A 17,469-nucleotide genomic window follows, 5' to 3' on the forward strand; every position below is an offset into this window, starting at 1 on the left:
ATCAACCGCCTCCCACAAAATGTACAATCTCTAGGCAATCTCCATCCTTCAGTACTGCTTCATCATGATCTTCACGGGTCAATATACGCCGATTCAGCTCTACCACTACAGTTTTCACCTTTACATCAAGCTCATGTAGCAATTGATCCACATGAGTGATTCGATTAGAAAAGGTCAGGCTCTGGCCGTTAATCGTCAGCTTCATAAGCTTTCCTCCTTGAGGAGCTCAGAAGAAAATCTACTTATCCCAAGTTCAGCTGCACCAGCCCCATTAAGCATAGCTGCCAGCGCACGCCCGGTAGCATCACTCAGCAGGACACCGTTGCGATAATGCCCGACGGCAGCATATACGCCCTCGACCCCAGGGACAGTGCCTATAAAAGGATGACCTGATGCGGCCTGCGGACGTAAGCCCGCCCAAGTGCGTATAAAAGAAGCTTCACGGACGCGCGGCAGCCAAGCAGAGGCACGTGCCAGCAACCCCTCCAAGCCTCCTACGGTCACCTCTTCGTCATATTGATGCGGAAGGCTCGTTGCCCCAATCCAAAGCTCGTTATTCTGTTTAGGCACGAGGTAAATATCATCAGCATAAATGGTGTATTCTAACGGGTGATCCTTCAAGGAGACCGCTACCGCTTCGCCCTTGACCGGATAAAGTGGATATTCAAATCCAACCTGCGCTAGCAATTTCATGCTATCCAAGCCTCCGGCAATAATGACCTGATCGCAGGAAAAAAAGCCACTATCTGTTCGAACACCGCAAACTCGACCATTCTGTATGACCAGTTGCTCTGCCTGTGTACCAGACCATACCGTTGCCCCCAGCACCGCAGCAGCACCTGCATAAGCACGGCAAAGCTGGACAGGAGCCACTTGTGTCTCTTTTGAACGATATATTGCCCCGATCGCTTGTTCATCCAAACCTGGAATTCGTCGGGCCAATTCCTTCGCATCCCACCAGATAGGACAATCATCCTCTCGCGTTTTAGCAGCTTTCCAGCGTTTTTGGCCTTCAGTTTCCGTACGGAAAGGAGTCACAAATCCTTCTGTACGGAATTCCACCGAAATACCTGACAAACGCTCCAGATCACAGACAAGCTCAGGGAATGCGTCTCGACTTATGCGAGCAAACCGTGCCAGCTCAGAGTCGGTGAACTCTTCACTTTCCGCTGCCAGCATTCCAACCGCTGCTCCTGAGGCTCCCTCACCCGGGATCAATCGTTCCAGCATGATCGTACTTCTTCCCTCCTTGGCCACATGGTAAGCAATGGAACTGCCGATGACACCTCCACCTATGACCAAGCATTCAGCGTGTCCTATCGCTCTTGCCTCTGTGTGTATCTTTGGCATTTGTTCCGTGTCTCCTCTCCATAAACCATTCTGCTTTCAGCTTGCCTCTACTCTCGTTTTCTCGCTACAGGTTGTGAACTACAAGATCTGCCATTCGCCTGTATTCCAGCGCAGCTGCAACGGGCGACTCAGCCTCCCATATACCAGACATCACCGCAATTCCGCTTGCTCCGGCCCTATAAAGCTCCGGGATATGGTGCGGTTGTATGCCGCCCAGCGCGATCACCGGAATGTTCGACAGCCTGCAAATATGTTCAAGCTGAGCTAAACCCCGTGGTACAATACCGGGCTTACAATGGGTCTCATATATGTGACCATAAAGTACATAGTCCGCTCCTACCCGCTCGGCAGTCTGCGCCTCCTTCAAGGAATGCACAGATACTCCACAGCGTGTACCCTTTGGAAGTAGGCTTTTCACATCCGCTACAGGTAATCCATTAGCTGGTAGCTGGACGGCTCCAACCAAAGTAAGTAAAGCTACATCCACACGATCATTTACTACAATTTGTTGCAAAGGAACTCCCTGCTCCACCATGCTGCGAGTCAAAGATAGCAATGCAGAGGCACCATTCTGTTTTAAACGTGCGTGTACATAATGAACATACGGACAAATCACAGCAGCCACTTGGGCTGCTTGTGCAAAAGTGCCCTTTTCCATCGAAATTGCGTGTAATTCGATTTTGTCTTCACCTCACATTGGACTAAAAGATCTAAGCTTAGCCAGTCACGTCTACCAGCAGTAATGAAAGAGGATTGTATGTGAATCGTCTACGGAAGCTCGAACAACTTAAAGTGAACGAAACGCAAAAAAACCACTTCCCCAAGGAAGTGGTTTAACGAACGTCCAATAATCGAACGGACAATGATATCCGTATACGTGTATCGTCCCACGCACAAACAAAAATAAGATGGTGTTGCCTTGTTTGTACGGCGCTCACTTCCCTACGCTGGCATAACCCAGATCAGGTGCAAAGGGTCCGAAATCCATTTATTCCGTCTCAGCCGCATGGGCGGCTCCCCTAGTGTGACTATTTTATTGTATAAGCTAAAGATAGCTTAGCATATTTTCCTAATTCTGCAAACCCCACTTCGTGTGAAATATGCAGAATTGGATTTAGTTGATGTTAGTTAACTTTACTTGACCACTCTTCCACATTCCACGTTTTGGTTACCCAATCCTCGTAAAAGTCCGGTTCGTGAGATACAAGCAATACGGTCCCTTTGTATTCCTTCAAGGCACGTTTCAGCTCATCCTTAGCTTTAACATCCAAGTGGTTGGTAGGCTCATCGAACAGTACCCAGTTGCTTTCACGCATTAACAGTTTGCAAAGACGGACTTTAGCCTGTTCTCCACCACTGAGCGCAGATAGCGGACGCGTGATATGCTCATTCTTTAAACCGCAACGCGCCAAATGCGCTCGTACTTCATGCTGGTTCAAATGTGGGAATTCATTCCACACATCGTCAATCGGTGTAATTTTCTCCGCCTTTACTTCCTGCTCAAAATAAGCGGGCTGCAAAAAATCACCTTGATAGGTTTTTCCACTGATTGGCGGTATTTTTCCCAATATGGTTTTGAGCAATGTCGATTTACCGACACCGTTGTAGCCAACAATAGCAATCTTTTCGCCACGTTCAATCGTCATGGACATTTTAGGCAAAAGGGCATGCGTATAACCAATCTCAAAATCAATACCCTCAAATACCGTCTTTCCGCTTGCACGTGCTTCTTTGAATTGAAAGGTTGGCTTCGCAGCTTCTTCAGGCTTATCTATACGTTCGATCCGATCAAGTTGCTTTTCACGGCTCTTTGCTCGGCCTGATGTAGAGGCACGCGCTTTATTACGCTGAATAAAATCTTCCTGTTTCTTAATAAAGTCCTGTTGCTTCTCATAAGCATCAATATGCTGAGCTTTGTTCAGATCCGCCATTTCAAGAAACTTTTCATAGTTAGCTGAATAACGGGTCATCTTGGCAAATTCAAGATGGTAAATAACATTAACGACCTGGTTCATAAACTCAGTATCATGTGAAATAAGAATAAAAGCATAGGGATAATCCTTCAAATAGCGCGTAAGCCATTCAATATGCTCTACATCCAAATAGTTGGTAGGCTCATCCAGCAGCAGGACATTTGGCTTTTCCAACAGCAACTTAGCAAGAAGCACCTTTGTCCGTTGCCCACCGCTAAGTGCAGATACATCCCGGTCCAGTCCTATGGCCGACAGACCTAGTCCATTCGCCATTTCTTCAACCTTCACATCAATGAGGTAAAAATCCCCCATATCCAGTTGCTCCTGAATTTCACCCATCTGTTCCAGCAGCACTTCCAACTCTTCAGGAGAAGCATCCCCCATTTTGTCAGTAATCTGCATCATTTCCTTTTCCAATTCCAACAAAGGAAGAAAAGCGTCTTTCAAAACATCACGTACCGTTTTGCCCGGTGTCAGCTTGGTATGCTGATCCAGATAGCCGTAACGTACACGTGGAGTCCATTCCACTTTACCCTCATCCTTAAGCAATTTTCCAGTCAGAATGTTCATGAGTGTCGATTTACCGACACCGTTAGCTCCTACCAAACCTACACGTTCCCCCGCAAGCAATCGAAAGGAAACATTTTTAAATAATGCGCGGTCCCCAAAGTTGTGAGATACATTTTCTACAGTCAATAAACTCATAAGCTGTTTTTGGCTCCTTATTGTCATCGGCGCTGCCGACTGTTCTTATTTCATATGCATTTCGTTTCTTTCAAAGCTTTATTGTAGCACATTCTGCAACCATATCGGAATATGGAAAACAGCGATTTTTAAGGTTTTTGATATGGATCTGCCTAAAAAAAGAAAAACCACCCATGAAGGTGATTATTTTAAGCCATTATAACATTTGTACTCAAAGTATCCCGCAGCTGCTGCAGATTTTTCATCCGCAAAACGTTCACTCGCTTTAAAGGGAGCTGGACATGAATCTCTATAAAAATATTTCATCCCAGTATCTGGTTCTATGCCGCCTATAATGTCTTGCTTTCTAACGACTCTCCCACCACCAAATCCATAGTTATTGTAATACCTGTCTCCGACCGGAATGCCTTGGATAAACGCGATCAGACCCACATCATCTACTGTGTTGTACCACTCCTCTTGCGGAATGAGCGGTAGCGTGAACGTATAAGTTATGCCGTTACGTGCAGCTTTTTCGTTATGGACATTAATAATTCGCGCCAGGTCCTCTTGGACGCTGCGAACGATGGTGGAACGACGTATTTGCTCAAAAGTTTCTGAATTATTCAGTAAAGATATAGGGGTCTGGTCCTGAAGTTCCTTTTGAAAGCCCTCCACCCACCTGTGATTCCGCGCATCATATGCGTGCACATAATTATCCAAGGTGAACCCCACACTGTTGCCTACTGAATCAACATAGGCATATGGCTTTTTTTCGCTCCATTTGGGACCTATGGCAGCTTGTCCATGCTCGTCGGTATAGGCTTCTGAAGTGAACGCATAATAACCGTCATAATCTAGAATTACAATGGCTGGTATGTAATCCAATAATGCACGTTGTGCTACTATATCCCCATCAATGCCTACATTAAGAAAAAGGGTGTGCAGGAACGTGTGCAGCGCTGCTTCTTTATCTACACGAAAAAACTTATCCGATCCGTATCCGGCCTCGCGTTCTTGACGTTCATTCTGTGAGAGCATAACCCCTGCATCCTGAACTGCGGTACGGAGAGCCGACGTATATTTCATTTCTAGCTGCTGCACTTCACGCTGATTCTGGACCCGTAAGTCACTAACTACACCAAAGGGCAAAAACAAAAGTATAAATATGACTGCAAAATCAGTAATCTTCATTCAGAACCATGCCCCCGTAAGAAGCTGTAACTGCCGGCTTTCCGCTATCTGCCCCACCGAGAAGCCATGATTTGTACAAGTCCGCAGGAGTCCGATTCGTATTATGTAGCCGGACCGTAAAATAATCCCCGGCCATCAAGGTATACCGACGTAGCTGATCTGATTTTGGCTGCTGATTGTCAGGAAACAGTACAGGTAAGATTTGCGGATTATAGTACCCATCATATACAGTTTCATAATTGCCCAGAAAACTGTCTGGCTTCGCGGCATCTGCATAGTCCGGTACATACTTTTTGTGCATATGCTCCAAGTCAACTTCGTACATATTGCCTGTCAATTCCAGATCACGCATAAAATCGTTATACATCGTCGGTGTAATGTAACCTTTGGTTCTTACCATATCAACAAAACGTACAGTTGAATGATATGTATTTAACCCGGATATATCTTCCTGCCGTTCAGCAGCTTGAGCTGCGGGTACGATGTACAAAAGCAATACAGCGATCAGCGCCCCTAGCAGCTTGGATATTGTTTGAACCACTTCATTCCTCCCCCAATTTCTCAAAACGTACAGATGTTATGTCCCCATTCCCATTACGCTGTGGGTATATGGAATATAAAGAAGAAGCATCTAAGGTCGATACATCAGGCTCAAACGGTTCAGAATACGCATCGTACTCTGTCCCGTCGACATGAATCGAAATCCCCTCCTGTAAGTTCATGCGAATTGCCTGCATTACCTGAGTTCCTTTTATCCGTTCCGGCAACCCCACCCCAGCAGTACGGGCTATTCGCCCTTCAGAATGCTCTTCCTGCTGTGATCTTAATTCCAGTGCACCATCCAGCTGGCTGGACAAGTCTGCTGCCGTTACACATGCGGTTATGAACAGAATAACTGACACACCAAGCCGCAGCATGCTTGAAGCGTGATCAGACATACTCTCATCCCCCTTATGATTATTATCTTTACTGTAGTGCTTAGGACTGGGTAAACAACAATCCACGGACAACGTTCGATTTGTCCTTGACGATTTCAGCCTTGAATTTGCCACTTGGATTTACGTATTCATTCTCTTTCTCATTAAGCGTATTCGTGATTTTCCCAGTCTTATCACTGCCGCCATTCACGGCGCCATACTGTTCACTGTCTGGGCTAATGTTCAGAGCATTACCGTACCACTGGCCTGCCATATTTTTGCCGGTTTTAATCTGAATGCCGAATTGGTCCTTCCCCTGAAACTTCCGCAGCGCATTGGTCACCTGGGAACCGCTAATCGTTGTGCCGTCATATACCGTAAAAGAGGCCTGAGACAATTCGGTCTGGATATCAGCAAAATTGTTTTGTGCCGTTTTAGTCGCCTCCTGGGCTGAAATAAACAGTATAACTACAATCGTAATTAGAGCGATGGTCAAAAATATCCCAGCGGCTACCTTTAAAGCTGTTGATGCGTTATTCATTATTTTTCTCTCCTTAGCTTGTTATTTTGTATTAGTCATAATAGAACTTTTTCACTGAATTTTTTGTATTTGCTCATAATAGTTATCCATTTGAACAAAGCTCATACCGATCAACGGAATCACCAAATATAAAAAGATAAGACCATACATCGGGGCAAAACCAATCATCCTCCCCCAGATAGCCTTGCTGTCTATTATTTTTTCATACTCCTGTTTTCTTTGTTCGAAATAGTAGGACATATAGGATTCCAAATCATCGAAGGCCTCTCGAATCGTAATTTTACCCAAAGACAAATGGAGCTTGTCCACTAGACGTTGAAATTCCGGCAAAGGTGCCTCTTCTTTTAGCAAGTCGAGAGCTGCCTCTGGCCCGTGTTCATAATGAAGCAAACATTTTTGCAGAGATCTTTTGAATATAACTGAAAATCTGTTCAGCCACTCCAATATCTCCTCGACAGACATTCGTTCCATAACCCGTAAAATGGAAATAACCGTTTGAAATTGATACACCTCATGCCTCATATCCAACCGACGCATTTTTCGTTGCAAATATAATAAAAGCATAGGCATTTGATAGGCTACATACCCAACAATCAAACTAATCAGTACTTCCCACCACTTGATGTATTCATCATTCCAATCTTTCAGCTTTTGGAGGATACGCCGAGTATTTGTGGATAGCTGTTCAGGAGTAGCAGTTCCATTAGCATTATGCTCTAAAACAACGTACGTTTGTTCGTATGTGCTGTTCGCCCTCATGTTCAGCGAATGCATGATTTTGCGATCAATCTCACTCTGCTTCGAAGCTTCTTTTTGCTCCACCGGACTTAAACGTCCAAACATTTGACCTGATTGTACTGGGGCGTGAAGGATATGCGTTTTCTCAGCTTCATGTAAAAAAAATATCGTACTGATGCTGAGCACCAATCCTACGATAAAAAGAGCCATTCTGCGTATGTAGAGCCACTCCAGCTTAACCTCCGCACCACTTTCCTTTAATAGACGGGTTATTTGGAAATAAGAAGACATATGCTGACGCGGAATTAAAGAATCCACCACATTACGAATGATGGGAAAACGGTATAGCTTCTGCTCCCAAACCCTCCGGCCTCTACCCGCACGATATCCTGTCTCATCGGTCTGTTGCAGTTTCTGTAACAGGAAATAAGATACGATTATCACAATATAAACGGACAATTTCGTTATATAACCCAATTTTCCCTGATAAAACTCATCCATGGATGGAAAGCTGGATCTCGCCCATGTCTCGATTGGGGTCGTAAAGAAAACAGGTGCCAGTGCGATCACGTTTAGACTTTTTAACAGATAGTCCAGTTTATTTCTTCGCAGCAACTCCAACTGGATTTCGCGTGCGAGACTGCCGAGCCCCTTCAAATAAATGGAGCCCCCCTCATCAACCCGGTCACCAAACTCCATTACCATATATGAGATACCGGCAAAAGCTTTTAAAAATCGATTAGGAGCCGACTCATAGTATCTTTCCAATGCTTCGTGCGGATCAACATCTGTTAGCGCCTCATGGATGAGTCGTGCGTGTCTCCCAGCCTCTGCCTCAGCTAAATCGGCCGCTTCGGATATGGCTTCCTCCACCATACCGTGCTGATGGTAATAATGACGTACATTGGCGAATAATTCGATCATCTGTGCAAGTAGCCTTTTTTCCATCCGGCTAATGGCCATATCCAAAATAAGACTGTTGATTACCACTCCGCATAAAACAGCCAATATAGCAAACTCTATTCCTGGCTTCATCATGACCAGCACAACGCCACTGCAAGTAAAAGCCCCCCAGATGAACAGCGTCATCTTCATGGTCTGTAGGCGAAGCTTGTACTCATCGTAGGCATGCTGACCAGCTAGTCGCTTACGTACACTTGTGATGTATCCAGATAAAAAAGGCACCTTCATACACAGCGTGTACAACTTATGCAGTAAGGCTTGCAGCTCACGTTGAAGTACCGCTTTTCCTTTGCGACCTTCCTGAACAGAATGAATTCGTCCTCTGCGAACTGCATGACTACCGCGCTTACGCAACCCCCACAAAACTATATATAGAAGCGCAAAGCTCCCACCTGATATTAGTAAAATCCATAATAAAATTTCTTTAAGACTCATAGTCTTCCTCCCAATAGCGGGTCAAAAAACTGCGGAAATCTCTGGCATCCTTTACATTCATCTGCTCACACATTTCTTTTGCACTTTTGGCAGTTAGGGGCTCCATCGGTATATAGCTTCCGTTCCGATATTCCATAACGTGGCGATAACTATAGCTCGATGAAGCATTGGAACCTGTATCCGTATGATCCGGGTCACGCGGCACGCATTCTGTGATCCGTTCGATGTAGCGTCGCCCTTCCGCATCACGTTTGAGATGCACATCAAAGTTAATGACATGAACTACCTGTTCCTCAGCGATGCCTTCATGCTGAAATACTCCTGTTTTGAGCAATGAATTACGAAGTGAAAACACGAGATCACGAAATGTTTTGGCATGATGAGTAAAAATGGTGAACAGACTGGCAACCTGCGACATTTGAATCATCCAAGCAGCTACTTCATCACTTGCTACTTCGCCTAGTATATTGACGGTTCCATCTGTTTTTTTCTGCAAGTCAAGCCCTTGTTGTCCTGAAATATGGTCCGTTTCTCGAAAGGTAAGAATGTTACGGCGACTGTAAATGCTGCGTAGATGCAGTTCAAAGGCCATTTCTTGAACACGAAGCGTATACGAAGCATAAATATGCTTGACCATCGCCATTAACAACGTCGTCTTACCTGAACCCTGCGCGCCTGTAATAGCAGTAATCCGGCTGCCTTTCATTAAATAAGAAAGTAACTGGATTGGAAAATCAGCATTCTGTCCCTTAATTAACTGTTCCAGCGATGCGCTTTGAATATCGAATTTACGGACAAAGAAAGCCCACGATTCTGAGAAAGGAGGGCGCACCACCACTACCCGTGACCCATCCTTCATTTCGTTGACCTTATAACCATTCGCTTCGGAAAGCTGTCCCGGGTAATTGTATTTATAAATATTTTGGCACACCCTTTTAAGTTCACGCTCAGATCCGAAGGAAAGGAACGAAAGATGGATAGTTTTACCTTTATAAAAGATCCATACGCTCTCATAACCATTGGCAGTAGGCGCAGATGTTTGTTCAAATACATACCCATCCGAAGGCCAGTCTGATGATGCAGGAATCCCACCTTCCGGCATACCACTGACGCCCCCACTTACACCGTCGATCCGCTGGTCACGAATATCATCAATGACGGAAAAGCCTTTGTAATGCTGATAAATCCGCTGGACAATAATATCCACTTTCTCCAAAAAGGAAAGAGGGCGGTACTCACAGTCATAGATATAACGAATATCCTCTGCGGTAACGAGATAACTTCCATCTTCTTCACCTTGCTGTGAATACCTCATTTCGGCCAAGTCATAAGTATCCAGTAAACGTGATAGTGCATCAGCGCCAAACTTCTGCTGGTATTGGTAAAATATAATTTCGAATTGATCCTGTATGCTAAACAACTCAGGTCGGGAGAATGGCATAACAATATCGACAATTTTCTCGTTTAAGCCGTAACCGTTAATCAGAAGCTCAGCCATCAGATTTTTAACAAAACGTTTATCACCCATGCTGCCATTGGCACAGTCCTTTAACGCCCTGCGTAGTTCCGCCCTTTGATGGATACGCCGTCTATATTCCTCTTCATGCAATCCGGCATCCGCCATCTGGCTATGACTTAGTTCATGAAGTGCATTTTTGATATACTCTATTAATGTTTCGAATGTGGCATCTTCGTTCTTTTTTTCTACCCGAAGGGTTGAATGTCGCGAGTGAAGATTTCCTCGGTATTTAACAATAATCAGTACGATGCACATCAGTATTATACAGGTAAGAATCAATCCGTTGATCATTTGAGCGGACAGCATTTAAGCGCCCCTCTCCAAAGCCTTGAGCCGAAGATCGGACTCTGCCGCCTCCAGAATAGCTTTGCTGATATGCCGTATACTCTGCGCCCATCTCACGGGCATAAAAAGCTTGCGGTGCTGCTCTTTTCCACTTCGCACCTCACGCTGCACATGGCCGATCACATCCCTGCGGTTCCATGCGTCCATAAATCCGGTGCTATAAGGGACTGTATACAAAGCACCTTTGTAGCCATATCTCCTGCGAATATTCGTTTCATTCACTTGAGAATGCACATCATATTTCCCAAGTACAATCAATAAGGGTAACGATGAATAGGTAGATAACGGAGACACAGATTCAAAATAAGCGTCTAACTCTCGCATATTTTGAGTGAGTGAAAGAACGGCCAGTTTGGCTCGTGCACATGCTTCATGCTGTACAGCCCCCCACCCTGCTCCACTTCCTGCATCAATCAGCGTTAAATCATAATATTGATTCGCTGTATCTATTACTGCCCGTACAAGCCCTGGAGATAGTAACGGCGGTGCAGCTCCAAAGCTGGAGGTTCCCTCAAGTACATCCAAAGTATGTTCGAGTACAGGCGTCGTATAATTACGAATATTTTCTTTAGACAGTGTCCCTCGCAGAACTAAACGTGCGGCAGCATCCCAGCCCCCTTCCTGAAGCTGTAGGGTTGGATCGTCCATACCATACTCTTGTATAGGTAATCCTGATTCAATACCGGTATATTTACGACCCAAATGAGTCAATAATAGTCTTCCTCGATATAGATTGCCTATGGTAATTGCTATTGCTGCCGCCAAAGAGCTACTTCCACTAGCCCCCTTAATGGGGCTCCAAAACAAAATGGTACTCATGCTCTACTCCTTTCCGCACGCTTTAGCGCACGACGACTCACTTTTAATTCCCAACTCATCCATTCCCCAATACAACGGCATAATTGTTTCTTATACGTTCTGGATAGCGGTTTTAGTAGTAGCTGTTTTTTATGCTCATTTTCCAGTTTCAGAGCAAGCAGCCCCTCATCCCATGGCAGTACATATGGCTCTTGCTGCCAAAAAGCTGGGAAATGGTTCATGTATTCCCACAGGTACGGCTCCTCCACACCACAATCCACAGCCTGTAAAAAAAGCTTGTGAAATACAAGATCTTTAGGAAATTCAGGTTGACTGAATAAATGCTCAAGCCAATTCTGTCCGTTATGCATTAGCATGCGGCTATAATCACTGACCCAAACTCGGAGTTCTGCCCTTTTCCAAACAGAAATGGGGCAAAAATTAGGTAACTCTACATCCAAAATAACAATGTCATAAGCCTGCTCTGCCTTCTGATCAGCCGTCATACCTATATGCAGGTCTTCCCATGCTGTAAATCCAATTGCTACATCAAAACCACTAAACTGCGTAATGGGAAGTGGTTTGTCAAGCATCCCTATGCTATACCGATACCGTCCCCGCAGCGTAGCATCCACAAGCAGTACCTGTTGGCCGGAAGCTGCTAATATGCTGCTGATGTATAACAAGGTATCGCTTTTGTCACAAAGCCCGGCAAATATCCATGTTTTCATACTTCCGTTCCTTTTCTCTCATTTATTTGGCATACGGATCAGAGCTTCCGTCCTGCGTCAGAATCTTTGTTTGTTCTTGATGATCCTGCTCGTTCTCATATTCATTTCTTGTATCATCAATTCCGCTTGCTGGGTTTTCTATAGTAGCACCCGCATGCTGAGCTGCAATTTCCTCACTCAGACTCCTTTCCACAGGTGTTGAAATCACACTGTTTGATGAATTAATTGCATTTTCAAGGGAATCCCGCAGCTGCTTGGACAGCTTTTGTTCAGCAATGTGTATCAAATTTGGATCACTATTCATTAACGCTAACACCTGCGCATTAGGCGGATAGGTCGGGATTGCTTTGGGCTGAAATTGGGGATCGACATATGTCAGAGCATAAATGGATGCTTTATGCAGATAGGCATCAACAATCGCGCTCGAAAGCGATAATATTTCCTGCTCATTCAAAGTGACCCAGACAATTGGACCTTCCAGTCGGGAAATCTTCTTTTTAGATAATAGAATGTAATCCTGACCTGTTGGAAATTGAATGCGAATATCCACTTCGTCCCCCGACTTCAGGCTGTTGGGTAGTACCACCACCTTTAGCTCACGGTTGCGTAAATCTTTAGGTGTGGGTTCATCAGCAGTTATCATAGCCGATGTAAGCACAGATCCTTTTTTAAGCTCAATCTTGGCTGTGGTTCCGGAAACTTCACTTTTATCTGCCAGCAAATTTGATGGAGCCTGAGAACCGGGAACTTTAATTCCCTTCAAATCATTAGATGCAATCTGTTCACCTGGAGAAATGTCACGGACAACCACCCAGCCTTTTTTCGCGGTTCGTTGCTCCTGTTCATACACTTTCCATTTCAGTTCTGCCTCTACCTCAGCCTGTTTCCTGACCTCATTCATTTGATGGATATTAACCATAAGGTAGCCGGCAAAGATAATGCCAACAATCCCAGCGCCAATGCAACCGGCGTATAGTTTTTGTTTACTGCTTTTTCTTAGCTTAGACACACAACTTCTCCCCTGCCTCTTTTGATATATACCTTCTATCTAGCGCCGTCGCTTAAGGAATACGAAGCGTCTTCTCCGGGTATCTGGAATGACTCCGCGAAACAGTTCGTCCAACACCTGATCCATCTCATCATCCGGTTCGAAGGGGTCTGAGTGGAACGGTAGAGCAAATACTTTATCGTGATCCAGCTCCTTACGAAGCCTGCGGGCCGCCTCCGAGGTTGCCAATGGCAAGCAGTAATTCCATTTGTGCTGTGGATGGCGCTGAAGAGATCGGGCTAACCCTGCTATATCCTGAACTCTCCATTCGGCCCCTGAGCCAACGACGAGCGGATAATCGGCTCTCAAGAATTCTTCCAATCGTTCATTGTCCTGCCCACTCCCCAGGTCCAGTACGATAAATCTATAGGAACCACCCAACAAAGAAATGACATCCGCACGAGATGTTTGTCGCCAGTAATGTACTCCATCGACTTCAAAACGCCGACTTGAACTCGATTGTCCAACAGATGTGCCTTCTACGACTTCTTGAAGTCGGGCAAATGCTTTGGCTGTGCTGTGCAGCTCAACCAAAGCTACGGAGCGGGACCTTCGAGCCAGATAGTGGCTCACCGCAATTGCTGTATGCGTAGCACCGGAGCCGGCAGATACACCCAGTACAGCCACTACCCTTGTACCTGCATAATCCAATGAGGCATCATTAACGGATATTCCTTGTTGAGCAGGCTGAAAATCAGCACTGTGCCGCAGTTCTCCAATGACCTCCCCGGCAGATTGAAATCGTTCCTCAGGATGCTGACGCAGCAGTTTTCGAATCACTGGGATCAAATGGCGGGGCAATTCTCCGCGAATATACCCTTCTACTCCCGCAGTCCACTCGCTATATTTGCCTCCTGTACAAAGATACAATAGCAGCGCTCCCAAACTGTATAAGTCTGAACGAGCATCCGTCTGACCAGCTCCATATTGCTCCGGAGCAGCGAAGCCCACTGTGCCCAGCTTTACCGTATCTTGATCCACCTCAGCCTTATAGCTCCTCGCTATTCCAAAATCAATCAGTATAAATTCCATTTCCGGTGTCAGCATAATATTCGTTGGTTTCAGATCCCGGTAAATGACTGGCGGTTGACGGGTATGCAAATAGTCCAACACATCCAGTACCTGCAAAGCGAATGGGACGATTTGCTCCTGTGGAATATAGCCTTGGTAGTCCTTCATGTATGCTTCCAGCGTAATTCCTTCGATGTAATCCATGACCAGATATACCGCACCAGATGGAGGATGCTCAAAAAAATCAACAATTCTCGGTAAACGTGGATGGCTTAGCGAAATCAGCATCTCTGCCTCCGTGCGTACAAGCTTCATCACTTGTGGCCCGGCAACCGACTCCTTCACCGCCCATTGCTTGCCTGGCAGTTTTAAATCCTCTGCCATGAACACGCGGCTCATTCCTCCCGAACCCAATGTGCGAACAATACGGTAACGCTCACCGATAATTGATCCGAATTCCAACTGTGATGGTTGCTTCATTATTCTCCTACCACCTTTCTCAAGCAGACAACGCAAAAAAGGGAAAGCTGCCGCAAAATCAAATTTCCATGTCGTCATGAAAACCGTTTTCGCGGGATGCTTTCCCTTGATTTAAACGTGATTATTATTTTTTAAGGAACAATTTGGATTTATTATATAGCACACCTGTATCCATTGTAAAGTATTATTTTCCATACTTGATCATGTACAGGGTGATCTCATCTCGGTTATGGAATAGCTGCTTAGCTCGCTGAATCTGCATGCCGGACTCTTCAAATGAAGCAATTACATCTTGAATGAGCGCCAAGGGCTTTTTATGCATTAGCTTGACCGTAACGATAGCAGTACCACCACTTCGCAAACTATATAGTAAATCAGTAACGAGCCTTGCCATTTGCTTAGGACTCCAGCTCATATCACAAACCAGCAGATCGAACGAATTCTCTTTAAATTTGACTTCACTTGCATTTTTACGCAAAAAAGTCAGATTGGCGTACTTCATCAGTGATGGCTCCATCTTTGCCGGATCAACCGCTGTAACTTTCAGTCCCCGTTCCAGTAAGAAGGAAGTCCATCCACCCGGTGCTGCCCCAATATCCAGTCCCTGATGGAAAGCGGCAAAATCTATGCCGAACGTTGCTTCTGCTTCCAATAGCTTGAATTTGGCACGAGAAATTTGTCCATCTTCTTTTTGAAAACGAACCGCGCCTCCGCTCCAATCCGATAGATTGTCCTCAGGACGCGATACACCTGCATACCACGTATCTGTATCTGCAAAAACGGACACAATAACATCGGCGCCTTGTACTGTCTGCTCCATAGGTAGATCACTTAATTGTTCACTCAAAGCCTGCTTGAGCGCACCTGCGCTTTCAATCCAACTGCTATTAGATCCTTTGCGCACTTGTAAAGAAACACGTTGATCAATCAGTTCCTTGCGGTTACGGATGAATGCAACCAGACGCTCCTGTACCTTAACCAGGTCCGTTCCTTCTTCCTGAAAATGAACAGGAAATAAGTGACGTAAAAACATCGGCGGCTGACCTGTAATTGTCCTCACTGCCTCAATTTCTTCCGCAGGTAATGTAGCCAGAAAAATTTCACCAGGTAAAAGCATCGTGCTTTTAACAGAGCCAAATATTCTTCTAAGCTCCTCTTGAGCATAGGGTGCAAAACCGTGATTGGCTGTACAAACAAATCTTGATGATGACAAAGTAGATTCACTTTGTTCATCTGTACTCATATATAGTTCCTCCAAAATAACATTACCCTCCAGTGCACACCCGAATCCAGGGGCGTTCTCCATCCCAATCCAGCTCAACCGGAACTTCATATGTGTGCATAATCAATTCTTTCGTTAAAACTTCCTTTTTCGGGCCAGCTGCTGCGACCTTACCATCACGAATCAATGCAACATGCGTAAAGAGGGGGACAATCTCCTCAATGTGATGAGTCACATAGACCACTGATAACTCCCGCTTGCGGAGCCGATCAATCTCGACCAGCATTTTTTCCCGCTCAAATAGATCCAACCCGGCACAAGGCTCGTCCATAATTAGCAGACGAGGTTCTGCCATCAGTGAGCGGGCCAGCATCACCTTTTTACGTTCTCCTTGAGATAACGTCCCCAGCGGGTGATGAATCAAGTCGCCTAAATTCATACCCTCCAGCAAAGATATGGCCTTTTCTTTTGCCTCTGTCGGAATTTCCTGATAAAAGCGCAAAAAAGCATACGCACCTGTAGCGACCACTTCCCAAACGGGATCTTTTAGCGCCAGCTTTTCCAACAAAGTCTGGCTGATATATCCGATTTGTTTGCGAACTTCCCGCACATCACATTGACCATAAATTTGCCCAAGGACTTCAACCGTACCACGACTTGGAAACATATACCCTGTCATCATTTCCAGCAATGTTGTTTTACCGGAACCATTGCGACCCAGAATAGCCCAATGTTCACCTTCTCGTATGTCCAGGCTTACATCGTCCAAAATCCGTCTTTCTTCCCGCTGCAACGTAATGCTCTTCATGGATATCATTCCATCACGCTCCTTATTTTGCTCAGCAAGTGTTCTACAGATTCCATTTTGTAGATGATTTCAGGATTTTTGTTTTCACCATTATATATAAGAAGCGCTGGAACACTGGATATCCGGTACTCCTGTACCAGTTCAGGAATATAGTTAATGTTGCTCTGCACCACTGCATCTTCAGGGAGCAAATGCTCTGCTACCTCCAGCATTTTACGGGCAGCCGCGCATGTTCCACACATGGGAGTGTACACAAACAAAGCCAGCTTGCATCCCTCCCATATGGCACGGCGCACCTCTTTTTGTCCGATCTCTTTCATCGTTCAGACCCTTTTCTGATCTCTCGCATACGCTCCTCGGGTATGGGCCCGTTATGCACGGTGACTCCCTCTGGCTTATTCGCATAGAGTAGCTCGTACATGGCTCGCCGCCCCTCTGGACTGGAGGAATGCAAGTAAATTTCACGTGGATATAACCGTTTCCCTGCGATAGCAGCAGCCACATCCTTTCCCGTAGGCTGACCTGGACCCAAATCATAATCTAGCGATAGTATTGAAATAGGGTATTCATGAAGTAGCAGTAGACACTCATCCGCATCTCTTGCCAGCTTAAAGCCCGGAGGACAAGGCCGATAATCGTCCATAAACAAATACATCAACTTCTCCTCCTTTTTCCCATAAATGCAAGCTCACAAGCCTCAATGATAGTTATT

General features: G+C 45.4%; 18 protein-coding genes and 1 riboswitch. All 18 genes read right to left on the reverse strand.

Annotation, left to right across the window (positions count from 1 at the left end):
* Position 1 precedes the first annotated feature (1 nt).
* The gene (gene thiS / locus MKX30_RS02170; protein ID WP_013310519.1) at positions 2–205 is read right to left on the reverse strand and encodes a sulfur carrier protein ThiS; all 204 of its coding nucleotides are present in this window, start codon (positions 203–205) and stop codon (positions 2–4) included.
* Positions 202–1,350 carry a glycine oxidase ThiO gene (gene thiO, locus MKX30_RS02175; protein WP_023988979.1) on the reverse strand — a complete coding sequence of 383 codons (1,149 nt, stop codon included), beginning with the start codon at positions 1,348–1,350 and terminating at the stop codon, positions 202–204. The genes thiS and thiO overlap by 4 nt, the downstream gene beginning before the upstream one ends.
* Before the next feature lie 64 nt (positions 1,351–1,414).
* A complete protein-coding gene (locus MKX30_RS02180) occupies positions 1,415–2,008 on the reverse strand; it encodes a thiamine phosphate synthase (protein ID WP_023988980.1) in 594 nt (197 codons plus the stop codon).
* Between the two features lie 264 nt (positions 2,009–2,272).
* Positions 2,273–2,381, reverse strand: a riboswitch (TPP riboswitch).
* Between the two features lie 93 nt (positions 2,382–2,474).
* Positions 2,475–4,028, reverse strand: coding sequence for an ABC-F family ATP-binding cassette domain-containing protein (locus MKX30_RS02185; protein WP_023988981.1), 1,554 nt, complete (start codon positions 4,026–4,028; stop codon positions 2,475–2,477).
* 183 nt (positions 4,029–4,211) lie between these two features.
* Complete coding sequence (locus MKX30_RS02190) at positions 4,212–5,201, reverse strand: hypothetical protein (protein ID WP_053325603.1); 990 nt, start codon at positions 5,199–5,201, stop codon at positions 4,212–4,214.
* On the reverse strand, positions 5,188–5,742 hold the full coding sequence (locus MKX30_RS02195) for a hypothetical protein (protein WP_071558657.1): 555 nt from the start codon (positions 5,740–5,742) through the stop codon (positions 5,188–5,190). The genes MKX30_RS02190 and MKX30_RS02195 overlap by 14 nt, the downstream gene beginning before the upstream one ends.
* Before the next feature lies 1 nt (position 5,743).
* Complete coding sequence (locus MKX30_RS02200) at positions 5,744–6,139, reverse strand: hypothetical protein (RefSeq protein WP_071558656.1); 396 nt, start codon at positions 6,137–6,139, stop codon at positions 5,744–5,746.
* 40 nt (positions 6,140–6,179) lie between these two features.
* A complete protein-coding gene (locus MKX30_RS02205) occupies positions 6,180–6,659 on the reverse strand; it encodes a hypothetical protein (RefSeq protein ID WP_023988985.1) in 480 nt (159 codons plus the stop codon).
* Between the two features lie 51 nt (positions 6,660–6,710).
* Complete coding sequence (locus MKX30_RS02210) at positions 6,711–8,795, reverse strand: hypothetical protein (RefSeq protein ID WP_341062403.1); 2,085 nt, start codon at positions 8,793–8,795, stop codon at positions 6,711–6,713.
* A complete protein-coding gene (locus MKX30_RS02215; protein WP_341062404.1) occupies positions 8,785–10,620 on the reverse strand; it encodes an ATPase, T2SS/T4P/T4SS family in 1,836 nt (611 codons plus the stop codon). The genes MKX30_RS02210 and MKX30_RS02215 overlap by 11 nt, the downstream gene beginning before the upstream one ends.
* Positions 10,621–11,478: a hypothetical protein gene (locus MKX30_RS02220; protein WP_023988988.1), complete on the reverse strand. Its 858-nt coding sequence runs from the start codon at positions 11,476–11,478 to the stop codon at positions 10,621–10,623.
* Complete coding sequence (locus MKX30_RS02225; protein WP_023988989.1) at positions 11,475–12,188, reverse strand: hypothetical protein; 714 nt, start codon at positions 12,186–12,188, stop codon at positions 11,475–11,477. The genes MKX30_RS02220 and MKX30_RS02225 overlap by 4 nt, the downstream gene beginning before the upstream one ends.
* A gap of 22 nt (positions 12,189–12,210) precedes the next feature.
* Positions 12,211–13,197: an SAF domain-containing protein gene (locus MKX30_RS02230; RefSeq protein ID WP_023988990.1), complete on the reverse strand. Its 987-nt coding sequence runs from the start codon at positions 13,195–13,197 to the stop codon at positions 12,211–12,213.
* A gap of 39 nt (positions 13,198–13,236) precedes the next feature.
* A complete protein-coding gene (locus tag MKX30_RS02235) occupies positions 13,237–14,730 on the reverse strand; it encodes a serine/threonine-protein kinase (protein WP_081047519.1) in 1,494 nt (497 codons plus the stop codon).
* Positions 14,731–14,911: 181 nt separating this feature from the next.
* Complete coding sequence (locus tag MKX30_RS02240; protein ID WP_341062406.1) at positions 14,912–15,970, reverse strand: SAM-dependent methyltransferase; 1,059 nt, start codon at positions 15,968–15,970, stop codon at positions 14,912–14,914.
* Positions 15,971–15,992: 22 nt separating this feature from the next.
* Positions 15,993–16,766, reverse strand: coding sequence for an ABC transporter ATP-binding protein (locus MKX30_RS02245; protein ID WP_341062407.1), 774 nt, complete (start codon positions 16,764–16,766; stop codon positions 15,993–15,995).
* Entirely contained in the window at positions 16,763–17,077 is a 315-nt protein-coding gene (locus MKX30_RS02250; protein ID WP_341062409.1) for a thioredoxin family protein, read from the reverse strand. Before MKX30_RS02250 ends, MKX30_RS02245 begins: the two co-directional genes overlap by 4 nt.
* The gene (locus MKX30_RS02255) at positions 17,074–17,412 is read right to left on the reverse strand and encodes a cyclic-phosphate processing receiver domain-containing protein (protein WP_025724126.1); all 339 of its coding nucleotides are present in this window, start codon (positions 17,410–17,412) and stop codon (positions 17,074–17,076) included. Before MKX30_RS02255 ends, MKX30_RS02250 begins: the two co-directional genes overlap by 4 nt.
* Positions 17,413–17,469: the final 57 nt, after the last annotated feature.

Origin of the sequence: Paenibacillus sp. FSL P2-0173 (genome assembly GCF_038008045.1) — a bacterium.
In the GTDB taxonomy this organism is placed as follows: Bacteria; Bacillota; Bacilli; order Paenibacillales; family Paenibacillaceae; genus Paenibacillus; species Paenibacillus polymyxa_B.

Excerpts from the sequence above, each read along its gene's own strand:
- MKX30_RS02255 (WP_025724126.1), bottom strand. The coding sequence starts at position 17,412 with ATGTATTTGTTTATGGACGATTATCGGCCTTGTCCTCCGGGCTTTAAG.
- MKX30_RS02220 (WP_023988988.1), bottom strand. The coding sequence starts at position 11,478 with ATGAGTACCATTTTGTTTTGGAGCCCCATTAAGGGGGCTAGTGGAAGT.
- MKX30_RS02200 (WP_071558656.1), bottom strand. The coding sequence starts at position 6,139 with ATGTCTGATCACGCTTCAAGCATGCTGCGGCTTGGTGTGTCAGTTATT.
- MKX30_RS02245 (WP_341062407.1), bottom strand. The coding sequence starts at position 16,766 with ATGATATCCATGAAGAGCATTACGTTGCAGCGGGAAGAAAGACGGATT.
- MKX30_RS02190 (WP_053325603.1), bottom strand. The coding sequence starts at position 5,201 with ATGAAGATTACTGATTTTGCAGTCATATTTATACTTTTGTTTTTGCCC.
- MKX30_RS02180 (WP_023988980.1), bottom strand. The coding sequence starts at position 2,008 with ATGGAAAAGGGCACTTTTGCACAAGCAGCCCAAGTGGCTGCTGTGATT.
- MKX30_RS02250 (WP_341062409.1), bottom strand. The coding sequence starts at position 17,077 with ATGAAAGAGATCGGACAAAAAGAGGTGCGCCGTGCCATATGGGAGGGA.
- MKX30_RS02205 (WP_023988985.1), bottom strand. The coding sequence starts at position 6,659 with ATGAATAACGCATCAACAGCTTTAAAGGTAGCCGCTGGGATATTTTTG.
- thiS (WP_013310519.1), bottom strand. The coding sequence starts at position 205 with ATGAAGCTGACGATTAACGGCCAGAGCCTGACCTTTTCTAATCGAATC.
- MKX30_RS02240 (WP_341062406.1), bottom strand. The coding sequence starts at position 15,970 with ATGAGTACAGATGAACAAAGTGAATCTACTTTGTCATCATCAAGATTT.
- MKX30_RS02210 (WP_341062403.1), bottom strand. The coding sequence starts at position 8,795 with ATGAGTCTTAAAGAAATTTTATTATGGATTTTACTAATATCAGGTGGG.
- MKX30_RS02225 (WP_023988989.1), bottom strand. The coding sequence starts at position 12,188 with ATGAAAACATGGATATTTGCCGGGCTTTGTGACAAAAGCGATACCTTG.
- thiO (WP_023988979.1), bottom strand. The coding sequence starts at position 1,350 with ATGCCAAAGATACACACAGAGGCAAGAGCGATAGGACACGCTGAATGC.
- MKX30_RS02185 (WP_023988981.1), bottom strand. The coding sequence starts at position 4,028 with ATGAGTTTATTGACTGTAGAAAATGTATCTCACAACTTTGGGGACCGC.
- MKX30_RS02215 (WP_341062404.1), bottom strand. The coding sequence starts at position 10,620 with ATGCTGTCCGCTCAAATGATCAACGGATTGATTCTTACCTGTATAATA.